Below are 13,163 nucleotides of genomic sequence, written 5' to 3' on the forward strand. Positions count from 1 at the left end.
TCGAAGAGTGCCACCGCTCCCCGCTGCGGTAATGGTGGGAGGCGATCTTCGGGTGCCCGGTACGCTGGTCTGTGTTTCACGTGAAACAAGCTGAAGCAACCTGAAGCACAGCCCCACACAGGCCCCGATCCGCGAAGACTGGATGAACGACGATGCATCGGTACAGGTCCCACACCTGCGGCGAGCTCCGCGCCTCTGACGTCGAGACCGACGTCCGGCTGAGTGGCTGGCTGCACAATCGGCGCGACCTGGGCGGCATCCTCTTCATCGATCTGCGCGACCACTACGGCATCACGCAGCTCGTCGCCCGCCCCGGCACGGCCGCGTACGAGGCCCTGGACAAGCTGTCCAAGGAGACGGTGGTCCGCGCCGACGGCAAGGTCGTCTCGCGAGGCACCGAGAACGTGAACCCGGACCTGCCGACGGGCGAGATCGAGATCGAGGTCGGCGAGGTCGAGGTGCTCGGCGCCGCCGCCCCGCTGCCCTTCACGATCAACGCCGAGGACGGGGTCAACGAGGAGCGGCGCCTGGAGTACCGCTTCCTGGACCTGCGCCGCGAGCGCATGCACCGCAACATCATGCTGCGTACGGCGGTGATCTCCGCGATCCGTCACAAGATGACCGCGCTCGGCTTCAACGAGATGGCGACGCCGATCCTGTCCGCCACCTCCCCCGAGGGCGCCCGTGACTTCGTGGTGCCCTCCCGGTTGAACCCGGGCAAGTTCTACGCCTTGCCGCAGGCCCCGCAGCAGTTCAAGCAGCTGCTGATGATCTCCGGCTTCGACCGCTACTTCCAGATCGCGCCCTGCTTCCGTGACGAGGACGCCCGCGCGGACCGCTCGCCGGGCGAGTTCTACCAGCTCGACATCGAGATGTCCTTCGTCGAGCAGGAGGACGTCTTCCAGCCCGTCGAGAAGCTCATGACGGAGCTCTTCGAGGAGTTCGGCAACGGCCGCCACGTCACCTCGCCCTTCCCGCGGATCCCGTTCCGCGGGGCGATGCTCAGGTACGGCTCCGACAAGCCGGACCTGCGCGCCCAGCTGGAGCTGGTGGACATCACGGATGTCTTCGAGGGCTCCGAGTTCAAGGCGTTCGCGGGCAAGCACGTGCGCGCGCTGCCGGTCCCGGCCGTCCAGGACCAGCCCCGCAAGTTCTTCGACCAGCTGGGCGACTTCGCGGTGTCGCTGGGCGCCAAGGGCCTGGCATGGGTCCGGGTCGCCGAGGACGGCTCGCTGACGGGCCCGATCGCGAAGTTCCTGACGGAGGAGAACGTCAAGGTCCTCACCGAGCGCCTCGGGCTGGTGGCCGGTCACGCCGTCTTCTTCGGCGCGGGCGAGTTCGACGAGGTCTCGAAGGTCATGGGCGCGGTGCGGGTCGAGGCCGCCAAGCGGGCCGGCCACTTTGAGGAGGGTGTCTTCCGCTTCTGCTGGATCGTCGACTTCCCGATGTACGAGAAGGACGAGGACACCGGCGCGATCGACTTCTCGCACAACCCCTTCTCCATGCCGCAGGGCGGCCTGGAGGCCCTGGAGAACCAGGACCCGCTGGACATCCTGGGCTGGCAGTACGACATCGTCTGCAACGGCGTCGAGCTGTCCTCCGGCGCCATCCGGAACCACGAGCCGGAGATCATGCTCAAGGCCTTCGAGATCGCGGGCTACGACCGGGAGACCGTCGAGGAGAAGTTCGCGGGCATGCTCCGCGCCTTCCGTTTCGGCGCCCCGCCGCACGGCGGCATCGCGCCGGGCGTCGACCGCATCGTCATGCTGCTGGCCGACGAGCCGAACATCCGCGAGACCATCGCCTTCCCGCTCAACGGCAACGCCCAGGACCTGATGATGGGCGCGCCGACGGAGCTGGAGGAGGCACGGCTGAAGGAACTGCACCTGTCGGTGCGCAAGCCGCAGCCGAAGTAGGCACCAGCGCGTCCCGAGGGGCCCGAAACCGACACCGGTTTCCGGCCCCTTTCGCGTGCGGCTGCGAAAAGGAGCCGTTTTCTCAGCTCGGTGACAGGGTTCCTGCCTACCTTCCGGGCGCATGACAGCCCATGAGGAACCCCAACAGGAAAAGAACACAAGCGCGTTGACACGCCGTCGGGTGGTTGCCGTCGGCGCGGGCGCGGTCGCCGCGGCGGGACTCGGCGGCGGTGCGTTCGCCGCGAACGCGACGGCCGGGCAGCGCCGCGCGCTCCCCGCCGGCGAGGACTGCTATCTGCTGACGTCCGAGACGGTCGAGGGCCCCTACTACATCGACGCGGACAAGCTCCGCCGGGACGTCACGGAGGACCGCGAGGGCGTTCCCCTACTCCTCGCGCTCAAGGTGATCGACTCCGAGACCTGTCGGCCGGTCAGGAACGCGGCCGTCGACATCTGGCACTGCGACGCGATGGGCGTGTACTCCGGCTACGAGAACCAGGGCAACGGCGGTGGCGGCGGCCCGGCCCCCACCGGCACCCCGACGGACACCCCCACGGGCGCGCCCCCGTCCGGCGGACCGGGCGGCGGGGGCGGCGGCCACCAGGAGCCCACGGACGACACCCGCTACCTCCGGGGCACCTGGCGCACGGACCACCAGGGCCGGGTGAAGTTCCGGACGGTCTTCCCGGGCTGGTACCGGGGCCGCTGTGTCCACATCCACGTCAAGGTGCACGTGGACGGCGAGTGGACGGACGCGGGCTACGAGGGCGGGCACACCTGCCACACGGGCCAGTTCTTCTTCGCGGAGGAGGCGGTGCTCGCCACGGCGACCGTGGACCCGTACGCCACGAACACAGCCGAACGCACCACCCTCACCGAGGACACCATCTACGACCAGAGCGGCACCCGGGGCGGCCTCCTGAAGCTCCGCTACCACAAGGACCACATCGCCCGGGGCGTCCGGGGCTCGATCACCGTGGCCGTGGACCCGGCGGCCACCCACGACGGCCAGGACGCTCCCCGGCCCAGCGCGTCGGAGACACCGTCGGCGACGTCGACGTCGACGGCATAGCTCCGGACGAGGGGGCGTCCCGGGATCATTTGTCCGGGGACGCCCCCTCCTCCAGCAGCCGCTCGGCGATGTCCGTCGACCAGGCCTGGGCCCAGGCGCGCAGGGCGGTGATCTCGTCGTCCGCCAGGCCGTAGGCCGTGAAGGCCGTGTCCGGGTAGTAGTCCGTGCCCTCCAGGCGGGTCCGGAGGGTGGGGAGGTCGAACTCGTCGCGGACGTGGCGGCGGGCCAGCTCCTCCAGGTCGGGGAAGGAGAACAGGTCTGCCGCCGCCCGCGCGTCGATCAGATCGACCGCCAGCCCCCGGTCGTAGAGGGCGCGGATCTTCGTCCCCACCGCGTCCTCCAGGCAGAGCGTCGGGCCGTACGAGGTCAGGACGGGCGGGCTCCAGAAGGCCTCCTTGTGGAGGCCGAGGGGGACGGCCGTGCCGGTCGGCGGATCCGTGACCGTCAGATGGGCGGAGAGGGGATCCACGTCCTGGACGGTCGTCTCACGGCCCCGGGAGACGAGCGCGTCGTGCAGCGCGGCCGCGATCCGGGGCATCGGCTCGGCGCTCTCCGTCGCGAAGTCCACGTTCGCGTGCGTGCGTTCGAGCAGGCCGTGGGCCTGAAGGGCGTATCCGCCGGCCAGGGCCATACGGGCGGCCACGGCCGGGACGTCGGCGAGGAGACGCCGATGGGGGTCGGGGAGGTGTGCGGCAGGGGATGCGGGGAGGTTCACTCGGTGGCCCGGGGGAGGTGTGGTCGTAGGGCTGGAGCCTAGTGGCCGGGCGCGGTGCCCGATCTTCGACGAGGCCGTGCGGTCGCGGCAACCTTTTTGGGCGGGGCGGCAACTGAGGAGGCGTAAGCCCCCTCGCCGGGGGCTTCACACCAGCACGTGAACCACACCCACGTAAGGAATCCCCCGTGGCCTCTGCCTCTCACCGCCGGTCCCGCCGCACGCGGCGCGTCCTCGCCGTCTCCACCGCCTTCGTGGTCGCCGGCGCCGGTGCCGGTTTCTTCGTGATGAACGCGAACGCCGGTGGCATCGACCTGTACCACCAGACGCTTCCCGCCAAGGACGGCTGGGCGGCCTCGGGTTCCGGGACGAGCGGTGGTGCGAAGGCCGACTCCGCGCACACCTTCACCGTCAGCACGCGCGCGCAGCTCGTGAAGGCGCTCGGGTCGGCGTCCGACACCACCTCGCGGATCATCAAGGTCAAGGGCACCATCGACGCCAACACGGACGACTCGGGGAAGAAGCTGACCTGCGCCGACTACGCGTCGGGCACCGGCTACTCGCTCTCCGCCTATCTGAAGGCGTACGACCCCTCCACCTACGGCCGCTCCAAGCTGCCCTCGGGCACCCAGGAGAAGGCCCGTGCCGTCGCCCAGGCCAAGCAGGCGAAGAACGTCGTCTTCAGGGTGCCGGCCAACACCACCGTCGTGGGCGTACCGGGCACCAAGGCCGGTATCACCGGCGGCATGCTCCAGATCCAGAACGTGGACAACGTCATCGTCCGCAACCTGACCTTCGCCGCCACCGAGGACTGCTTCCCGCAGTGGGACCCCACCGACGGCGACGACGGCAACTGGAACTCGAACTACGACTCCGTCACCCTGCGCGGCGCGACCCACGTCTGGGTCGACCACAACACCTTCACCGACGCACCGCGCTTCGACAGCGCCAACCCGAAGTACTACGGCCGCGAGTACCAGATCCACGACGGCTCCCTCGACATCACCAAGGGCTCCGACCTGGTGACCGTCGAGCGCAACCGGTTCACCAACCACGACAAGACGATGCTGATCGGCAGCAGCGACACCGACAGCGTCGGCAAGCTGCGCGTCTCCCTCCACCACAACGTGTGGAAGGGCATCGTCCAGCGTGCCCCGCTGACCCGCATCGGCCAGGTCCACATCTACAACAACCTCTACGACACGACCACCCTCAACGGGTACGTACTGCAGTACAGCATCAACTCCCGCGCCAAGGCCCAGGTCGTCGCGCAGAACAACTACTGGAAGGTCGCCGCCGGCCAGAAGATCTCCAAGCTCCTCAGCGGCGACGGCACCGGCTCGGTCGCGGGCAGCGGCAACCTCGTCAACGGCACGACGACCGACCTCGTCGCCGCGTACAACGCCACGACGTCGAAGAAGCTCAAGACGACGGTGAACTGGACACCGACCCTCACGGCCGGCCTGCAGACCTCCGCGAAGAACCTCCCGACGGAACTGGCGACGACGACCGGCGCCGGGATTCTGTCCGGCGGCTGAGCGATCAGGGCGGGGGGCGTGCGGACGCGAAGTCTCCGGACGGTCCTGCGAGGTTTTTTGCGTGGGCTGTCACATGTGTGGGTTCGGGGGCGTCAGAGGGGTGTCCGGTGTTGATTTCGAACGGAGCTTCTCATGCGTGTCGCCTATGTCGTCGTCACCGTCCTCGCCGCCCTGATGTCCGGCTTCTCGGGTGCCGTTCTGCTGCTGCGGGCCCAGTGGATCGTCAAGCTGCTCGAGGACTACCGGGTGCCCCGGTCGTGGTGGACCCTGCTCGGGCTGGCCAAGGCCGCCGGGGCCGTGGGGCTGCTCGTCGGGCTGTTCGTGCCGGTGGTCGGGGTCGCGGCGGGGGTGGGGTTGGTGCTCTACTTCGCCGGGGCCGTCGTCACCGTGGCACGGGCGCGCTGGTACTCGCACATCCCGTTCCCGCTGGTCTACGCGGCCCCGGTCATCGGTGCGCTTGTTCTCGGTGCCTCGGTCTGAGGGGAGGAGCCGGGCGGATTCACGCGCCCGGCTTCTCCTCCAGGCGCGGGAAGAGGGCCGGGCCCTTGGTCACCGTCGAGGCGGCCGGGAGCCTGCCCCACTGTCCGGCCTGCTGGATCCGCTGGTCCGACAGGGGGCCCAGGGAGGGCTCCGCGCCCAGGGAGTCCCAGAGCCTTCCGGAGGTCTCGGGCATGACCGGGGCGAGGAGGACGGCGACCGCGCGCAGGGACTCCGCCGCCGTGTAGAGGATGGTGGCCAGGCGGGCCCGGCCCTCGGCCGAGCCGTCCTTGGCCACCTTCCACGGCTCCTGCTCCGTGAGATAGCCGTTGACCTGCTTGATGAAGTCGAAGACGGCCAGGATGCCGCCCTGGAAGTCCAGTTCGTCGCCGATACGGCGGTCGGACTCGGCGACCGCCCTCGCGAGGCCCTCGTGGACCGCCCGCTCCGCCGCGCCGTCCGCCGTGGCCCCGGGCAGCGTGCCGTCGAAGTACTTGCCGACCATCGCCGCCACACGGGAGGCGAGGTTGCCGTAGCCGTTCGCCAGCTCGCTCGTGTACCGGGCGGAGAAGTCCTCCCAGGAGAAGGAGCCGTCCTGGCCGAAGGCGATGGCCCGCAGGAAGTACCAGCGGTACGCGTCCACACCGAAGTGGGACGTGAGGTCCTGCGGCCTGATGCCGGTCAGGTTGGACTTCGACATCTTCTCGCCGCCGACCATCAGCCAGCCGTTCGCCGCGACCCGGGCGGGCAGCGGCAGGCCCTGTGCCATCAGCATCGCCGGCCAGATGACCGCGTGGAAGCGGAGGATGTCCTTGCCGACCAGGTGCACATCGGCCGGGAAGGTCGACTCGAACTTCTCCTGGTTCTCGTTGTAGCCGACCGCCGTGGCGTAGTTCAGGAGCGCGTCGACCCATACGTAGATCACGTGCTGGTCGTCCCACGGGACCGGGACGCCCCAGTCGAAGGTCGAGCGGGAGATGGAGAGGTCCTGCAGACCGCGCCGGACGAAGTTCACGACCTCGTTGCGCGCGGACTCGGGCTGGATGAAGCCCGGGTTGGCCTCGTAGTGCGCGAGGAGCCTGTCGCCGTACTCGCTCAGGCGGAAGAAGTAGTTCTCCTCGCTGAGGATCTCCACCGGCTTGCGGTGGATCGGGCACAGCTTCCGGCCCGCGAACTCGCCCTCGCCGTCGATCAGTTCGCCCGGGGGCTTGTACTCCTCGCAGCCCACGCAGTACGGCCCCTCGTAGCCGCCCTTGTAGATCTCGCCCTTGTCGTACAGGTCCTGCACGAACTCCTGGACGCGGTCGGTATGGCGCTTCTGCGTGGTGCGGATGAAGTCGTCGTTGGCGATCTCCAGGTGCTCCCACAGGGGCTGCCAGGACTCCGTGACCAGCCGGTCCGCCCACGCCCTGGGCGTCGTGCCGTTCGCCTCGGCCGTGCGCAGGACCTTCTGGCCGTGCTCGTCGGTGCCGGTGAGGAACCAGACGCGCTCGCCGCGCCCGCGGTGCCAGCGGGCGAGCACGTCCGCCGCGACCGTGGTGTAGGCATGGCCCAGGTGCGGCGCGTCGTTGACGTAGTAGATCGGGGTGGTGACGTAGTACGACGACGGGTTCCGTGTCGTCACGGGGTCATCCCTCCTGGCCGCCGAAGCGCTCCTTGTACGTCTCCAGGTCCTCGTCCGTCAGCTTGGCGAACAGCACCGGCGGGACCGTGAAGGGCGTCCCGGCAGAGACGGAGGAGAGGGCCTTCGCCTCGTCCGCCGAGACCCACACGGCCGAGTCGTCCTCCAGGTCGAACGCCGCGCGCATCGTGGCCGCCGAGCTGGGGATGAGGGGCTCCGAGACCACCGCGTACAGGTGGATCAGGTTCATCGCCGTGCGCAGGGTGAGGGCCGCGCCGTCCTTGTCGGTCTTGATCTCCAGCCAGGGGGCCTTCTCCTCCAGGTAGGAGTTGCCGGCCGACCACAGGGCGCGCAGCGCGGCGGCCGCCTTGCGGAACTGGAGAGCCTCCATGTGCTCCTCGTACTCCGCGAGGAGACGCGCGATCTCCTCGCCGAGCTTCGCCTCCGCCTCGCCCGGCTCGCCGCCCGCGGGGACGTCGTCGCCGAAGCGCTTGCGGGAGAAGGACAGGACGCGGTTGACGAAGTTGCCGAGGGTGTCGGCGAGGTCCTTGTTGACCGTGGCGGTGAAGTGCTCCCACGTGAAGGAGGAGTCGTCGGACTCCGGGGCGTTCGCGATGAGGAAGTAGCGCCAGTAGTCGGCCGGGAGGATCTCCAGGGCCTGGTCGGTGAAGACACCGCGCTTCTGGGACGTGGAGAACTTTCCGCCGTAGTACGTCAGCCAGTTGAAGGCCTTGACGAAGTCGACCTTCTTCCACGGCTCGCGCACGCCCAGCTCGGTGGCCGGGAACATCACCGTGTGGAAGGGGACGTTGTCCTTCGCCATGAACTCCGTGTAGCGGACGTCGTTGTCGACGTCGTACCACCAGGACTTCCAGTCGCGGGTCTCCGGGTCCTGGTCCGACCATTCCTTCGTCGCGCCGATGTACTCGATCGGGGCGTCGAACCAGACGTAGAAGACCTTGCCCTCGGCGGCCAGCTCCGGCCAGGTGTCGGCCGGGACCGGGACGCCCCAGTCCAGGTCACGGGTGATCGCGCGGTCGTGCAGGCCCTCGGTCAGCCACTTGTGGGCGATGGAGGACGCCAGCTGCGGCCAGTCCCTGTCGTGCTTGGCGACCCACTCGCGGACCTCGTTCTCCAGCTTCGACTGGAGGAGGAAGAGGTGCTTGGTCTCGCGGATCTCCAGGTCCGTGGAGCCGGAGATCGCCGAGCGCGGGTTGATCAGGTCGGTCGGGTCCAGGACACGGGTGCAGTTCTCGCACTGGTCGCCGCGGGCCTTGTCGTAGCCGCAGTGGGGGCAGGTGCCCTCCACGTAGCGGTCCGGGAGGAAGCGGCCGTCGACCGGGGAGTACACCTGGCGGATCGACCGCTCCTCGATGAAGCCGTTCTCGTTCAGCTTGCGGGCGAAGTGCTGGGTGATCTCGTGGTTCTCGGCGCTGGAGCTGCGGCCGAAGTAGTCGAAGGCGAGCGCGAAGCCGTCGTAGACCGCCTTCTGGGCGTCGTGCGCCTGCGCGCAGAACTCGGCGACCGGGAGGCCCTGCTCCTTGGCGGCCAGCTCGGCGGGGGTGCCGTGCTCGTCGGTCGCGCAGATGTACAGGACGTCGTGGCCGCGCTGGCGGAGGTACCGGGAGTACACGTCCGCCGGGAGCATGGACCCCACCATGTTGCCCAGGTGCTTGATCCCGTTGATGTACGGAAGGGCGCTGGTGATGAGGTGTCGAGCCATCGGGGGCTGCTCCCAGGTCGCGGTCGCTGTGTGTACGAACCTTGAAATCGTAGCCGACATGTGTATGCCGCCCGCTTCCCGTTTTACGGGGTGAGAAGCGGGCGGCATGGGGTGGGTGGGGATGTTCGGTTATGGGGTGTCTACGGGGAGTTACGGGCGCCAGTTCGCCAGGACGCCCTCGTACAGCTCCGTGTCCGTGAGCTCGCGGGGGGTCGGGCCCGCGTGGAAGAACGACGTGTTGTCCGTCTTCAGCTTGCGGAGGTAGTCGAAGGCCTTGTTGTCGTGCTCACCGAAGGCGACGAAGGAGAAGAAGACGGCGGGGTGGGTCTTCGCGGCGGCCGTGAGGGACTGGGTGGCGGGGGTCTTGGCGTCGGGGGCGCCGTCCGTCTGGAAGACGACCAGGGCGGGGGCCTTGGCGTCGTTGTTCTTGTCGTGGTGGGCGAGTACGGCTTCCACGGCGGCGTGGTAGCTGGTACGGCCCATGCGGCCGAGGCCGGCGTGGACCTCGTCGATCTTGTTCTCGTGGGCGGCGAGGGTGAGGTCGGTGGTGCCGTCCACTTCCGTGGAGAAGAAGACGACGTGGACCGTGGCCTCGGGGTCGAGGTGGGCGGCGAGGGCGAGGGTCTGCTCGGCGAGGGCCTGGGCGGAGCCGTCCTTGTAGTACGCGCGCATGGAGGCGGAGCGGTCGAGCACGAGGTAGAGCTTCGCTCGGGTGCCGGTGAGGTTGGTGTTCTTGAGGGTGGCTGTGGCTGCGCTGTAGGCGGTGGCCAGGCTGGGGGCGTCGGCCTTCAGGCGGGCGAGGCCCTCTGGGAGCTCGGCGTCGTCAGCGGCCTCGGCTTCGCCTTCGGCCGGGTCGTTCCCACCCGCACCGCCCGTGCGGGTCTCGTCGTCGAGTGCGGGTGGCCCCTGTGGGGCGTCCTCGCCGTCGGCGGCCGCGGGTGCGTCGGCCTCGGCGGCAACCGGCTCCACGACGGGCTCGGGGGTGGCCTCCGCGGTCGGCTCCGGCGTCGGCTCGACGACGGCCTCGGGCTCCGGCTCCGGCTCAGGTTCCACGACGGGTTCCGCTTCGGCGACCGGATCCGGCTCGGCCTCGGCGGTCGGCTCGGGCTCCACGACGGGCTCGGCCTCGGCGACCGGCTCAGGCTCAGCTTCAACCTCGGCCTCAGCTACGGGCTCGGGCTCCGCCTCGACCTCGGCCACCGGCTCGGGCTCAGCCACGGGCTCCGGCTCGGCCTCGACCTCGGCCTCAGCCACCGGCTCAGGCTCGGCCTCGACCTCGGCCTCGGCCACCGGCTCGGGCTCAGCCACGGGCTCCGGCTCGGCCTCGACCTCGGCCTCAGCCACCGGCTCAGGCTCGGCCTCAGCCACCGGCTCGGGCTCAGCCACCAGCTCAGGCTCGGCCTCGACCTCGGCCTCAGCCACCGGCTCAGGCTCGGCCTCGGCCACCGGCTCCGGCTCAGTCACCGGCTCCGGCTCGGTCTCCGGCTCAGCCGCCGGCTCCGGCGTCCGCTCCACCCCCGGATCGGTCGGTGTCGGCTGCTTCGGGACCGTGATGTTGTTGAAGGCCGCCGAGACCAGTTCGTGCTCGTCCGAGGTGGACGTGCGGGGCTCGGGGACCTGCGGGGTGGGGGGCGTGACCTGCGGTTCCTGCTCCTGCGAAGGAACTCGTTCCGCACCCTCCGCCTCGGCGGTACGCGTCTTGCGTGACCGGCCGAATGCGTTCCGCAGGAGAGTGAGAATGCCCATGTGCGCAACCCTTCGCGTGAGTTGATGCCCGTCAATCCCTGGCCAGGACGGACACGTAAGGTTAGCGGCCCCTGGGGGTGATCTTGGGGAGGGTCAGGTTTGCGCCGAGGACCCCCGCTCCCTCGGGTTCACCGTTCGTTCATCCGGAGGCTGTCCGCCCGCACATAAGCACCCCTAACGTCACGCTCATACCAAGGGCACGCAAGGGGATAGTAAAATGCGCAAGCTGCAGCCGATCGTCGGAACTCCGTCCGGCTCGCACCCAGGTGGGCGATCCGCCCTCACCTGTCGCTTCCGGTGTGGTGACGCCTGCTTCCACGAGGTTCCCAACACCAGCTCCAACGACTACGTCGGCGATGTCATCGCCGGCACCCTCAGCCGCCGCAGCGCCCTGCGCGCCGCCGCCGTCGTCACGGTGGCCGCCACCGCCGGCGGCGTCGGGGTGGCCGGGGCCCGGCCCGCCGCGGCCGCGACGGACACCTCCGCCACGTACGGCAAGAACGGCGCGAACGGTGCGCGCGGGCTGCGGTACAGCCCCGTCGCCCCCAACACCACCGACGCCGTCGTCGTCCCGGACGGCTACCGGCAGAACGTCGTCATCCGCTGGGGCGAGCCCATCCTGCGCGGCGCGCCCGCCTTCGACCCGGACAACCAGACCGCGGCCGCCCAGGCCGGGCAGTTCGGGTACAACAACGACTTCCTGGCGCTGCTCCCGCTGCCCGGTGAGCGGAACCGGCAGCTGCTCGTCGCCAACCACGAGTACACCGACGAAGTCCTGATGTTCCGGGGGTACGACGCCGCCAACCCCACCCGTCAGCAGGTCGAGGTCGCCTGGGCCGCCCACGGGCTGGGCGCCGTCGTGGTGGAGGAGGACCGCAAGACGGGTGCCCTCACCGCCGTAGCGCGGCACCGGCTCAACCGGCGTGTCACCGCCACCACCGAGTTCCGGGTCACCGGCCCCGCCGCGGGCTCCGCGCTGCTGAAGACCTCCGCCGACCCGACCGGCACCAAGGTCCTCGGCACGCTCAACAACTGCTCCGGCGGCACCACCCCGTGGGGCACCACGCTGCACGGCGAGGAGAACTTCAACCAGTACTTCGCCAACGGCAGCAGCGCCAACGACAAGCGGTACGGCATCGGCACCGGGGCCACCGAGCGCAAGTGGGAGCGTTTCGACAAGCGCTTCGACCTGGCGCAGGAGCCCAACGAGGCGCACCGGTTCGGCTACGTCGTCGAGCTCGACCCGTACGACCCGGAGTCCACGCCCCGCAAGCACACCGCCCTCGGCCGGTTCAAGCACGAGGCCGCCACCGTCCGGCTCACCGACGACGGACGGCCCGTCGTGTACTCCGGGGACGACGAGCGGTTCGACTACTTCTACAAGTTCGTCGGCAGCAAGCGGATGCGCCACGGCAGCGGCCGCGCCGTGCGCGAGCACAACCTCTCGCTGCTCGACGAGGGCACGCTCTACGTCGCCAGGCTCACCGGTGACTCGCCGACGGCCGAGATCGACGGCAGCGGAAAGCTGCCCGCCGACGGCGAGTTCGACGGCGGCGGCACCTGGATCTCGCTGGCCACCGCCACCGCCCACGGGGCCGTCTCGCACGTGGACGGGATGACCGCGGAGGAGGTCTTCGTGTTCACGCGCCTCGCCGGCGACAAGGTGGGCGCCACGAAGATGGACCGTCCCGAGGACATCCAGCCCTCGCCGCGCACCGGCAAGGTGTACGTCGTCCTCACCAACAACACCAACCGGGGCAAGGCGGGCTCCGCGGCCGCCGACGAGGCCAACCCGCGCAACAACAACAAGCACGGGCACATCCTGGAGCTCACCGAGCACCGCAACCGGGCCGACGCGAAGAGCTTCGGGTGGTCCCTGTTCCTGGTCGCCGGTGACCCGGCCGACCCCGCCACCTACTTCGCGGGCTTCCCCAAGGACCGGGTCAGCCCGATCTCCTGCCCGGACAACGTGGCCTTCGACCCGCACGGCAACCTGTGGATCTCCACCGACGGCAACCAGCTCGGCTCGCACGACGGACTGTTCGGCGTCGCCACGCGCGGCGAGCGGCGCGGTGAGCTCAAGCAGTTCCTGACCGTGCCGACGGGCGCCGAGACCTGCGGTCCGCTCGTGCAGGAGCGCCGGGTGCTCGTCGCGGTGCAGCACCCGGGCGAGCTCGACGGGGCGTCGGTGGAGAAGCCGGCGAGCACCTGGCCCGACGGGCCCGGGAAGATCGTCCGCCCGGCCGTGGTCGCCGTGTGGCGTGCGGACGGGGAGGACATCGGGGTCTGAGGCCCGACGCGCCGACGATGCACAGCTGCGTGCGGTGGGGCGAGGTGCGTCCGTCGGCTCCGCCTCAC

Annotated in this window: 9 protein-coding genes; 5 read left to right on the plus strand and 4 right to left on the minus strand. The window is 69.8% G+C overall.

What is annotated here, in order from left to right:
- The first annotated feature begins 152 nt into the window (after nt 1-152).
- Together aspS and AB0I54_RS14180 are read left to right on the plus strand one after the other, a co-directional pair.
- Nucleotides 153-1,916: an aspartate--tRNA ligase gene (gene aspS, locus AB0I54_RS14175; RefSeq protein WP_363296251.1), complete on the plus strand. Its 1,764-nt coding sequence runs from the start codon at nt 153-155 to the stop codon at nt 1,914-1,916.
- A gap of 121 nt (nt 1,917-2,037) precedes the next feature.
- Nucleotides 2,038-2,988, plus strand: a complete 951-nt coding sequence (locus tag AB0I54_RS14180; protein WP_363296252.1) for an intradiol ring-cleavage dioxygenase — start codon at nt 2,038-2,040, stop codon at nt 2,986-2,988.
- Nucleotides 2,989-3,013: 25 nt separating this feature from the next.
- Here AB0I54_RS14180 and AB0I54_RS14185 read toward each other — a convergent pair whose 3' ends face one another.
- Entirely contained in the window at nt 3,014-3,619 is a 606-nt protein-coding gene (locus AB0I54_RS14185) for a hypothetical protein (protein ID WP_363296515.1), read from the minus strand.
- Between the two features lie 269 nt (nt 3,620-3,888).
- On the opposite strand from AB0I54_RS14185, the gene AB0I54_RS14190 reads away from it, so the two are divergent.
- Nucleotides 3,889-5,238, plus strand: coding sequence for a polysaccharide lyase family 1 protein (locus AB0I54_RS14190; RefSeq protein WP_363296253.1), 1,350 nt, complete (start codon nt 3,889-3,891; stop codon nt 5,236-5,238).
- A gap of 132 nt (nt 5,239-5,370) precedes the next feature.
- Nucleotides 5,371-5,718 carry a DoxX family protein gene (locus AB0I54_RS14195; RefSeq protein ID WP_363296254.1) on the plus strand — a complete coding sequence of 116 codons (348 nt, stop codon included), beginning with the start codon at nt 5,371-5,373 and terminating at the stop codon, nt 5,716-5,718.
- 19 nt (nt 5,719-5,737) lie between these two features.
- On the opposite strand, the gene metG (AB0I54_RS14200) is transcribed toward AB0I54_RS14195, so the two are convergent.
- The 3 genes from metG (AB0I54_RS14200) to AB0I54_RS14210 form a co-directional block, all read right to left on the minus strand.
- Nucleotides 5,738-7,339: a methionine--tRNA ligase gene (metG, locus tag AB0I54_RS14200; protein WP_363296255.1), complete on the minus strand. Its 1,602-nt coding sequence runs from the start codon at nt 7,337-7,339 to the stop codon at nt 5,738-5,740.
- A gap of 4 nt (nt 7,340-7,343) precedes the next feature.
- Entirely contained in the window at nt 7,344-9,059 is a 1,716-nt protein-coding gene (gene metG, locus AB0I54_RS14205) for a methionine--tRNA ligase (protein WP_363296256.1), read from the minus strand.
- A gap of 150 nt (nt 9,060-9,209) precedes the next feature.
- A complete protein-coding gene (locus AB0I54_RS14210) occupies nt 9,210-10,805 on the minus strand; it encodes a VWA domain-containing protein (protein WP_363296257.1) in 1,596 nt (531 codons plus the stop codon).
- A gap of 217 nt (nt 10,806-11,022) precedes the next feature.
- On the opposite strand from AB0I54_RS14210, the gene AB0I54_RS14215 reads away from it, so the two are divergent.
- Nucleotides 11,023-13,095, plus strand: coding sequence for a PhoX family protein (locus AB0I54_RS14215; protein WP_363296258.1), 2,073 nt, complete (start codon nt 11,023-11,025; stop codon nt 13,093-13,095).
- The last annotated feature ends 68 nt before the right edge of the window (nt 13,096-13,163 follow it).

This window comes from Streptomyces sp. NPDC050625 (assembly GCF_040654755.1).
Classification (GTDB): domain Bacteria; phylum Actinomycetota; class Actinomycetes; order Streptomycetales; family Streptomycetaceae; genus Streptomyces.

Excerpts from the sequence above, each read along its gene's own strand:
- metG (WP_363296256.1), bottom strand. The coding sequence starts at position 9,059 with ATGGCTCGACACCTCATCACCAGCGCCCTTCCGTACATCAACGGGATC.
- AB0I54_RS14180 (WP_363296252.1), top strand. The coding sequence starts at position 2,038 with ATGACAGCCCATGAGGAACCCCAACAGGAAAAGAACACAAGCGCGTTG.
- AB0I54_RS14185 (WP_363296515.1), bottom strand. The coding sequence starts at position 3,619 with ATGGCCCTGGCCGGCGGATACGCCCTTCAGGCCCACGGCCTGCTCGAA.
- aspS (WP_363296251.1), top strand. The coding sequence starts at position 153 with ATGCATCGGTACAGGTCCCACACCTGCGGCGAGCTCCGCGCCTCTGAC.
- AB0I54_RS14195 (WP_363296254.1), top strand. The coding sequence starts at position 5,371 with ATGCGTGTCGCCTATGTCGTCGTCACCGTCCTCGCCGCCCTGATGTCC.
- AB0I54_RS14210 (WP_363296257.1), bottom strand. The coding sequence starts at position 10,805 with ATGGGCATTCTCACTCTCCTGCGGAACGCATTCGGCCGGTCACGCAAG.
- AB0I54_RS14215 (WP_363296258.1), top strand. The coding sequence starts at position 11,023 with ATGCGCAAGCTGCAGCCGATCGTCGGAACTCCGTCCGGCTCGCACCCA.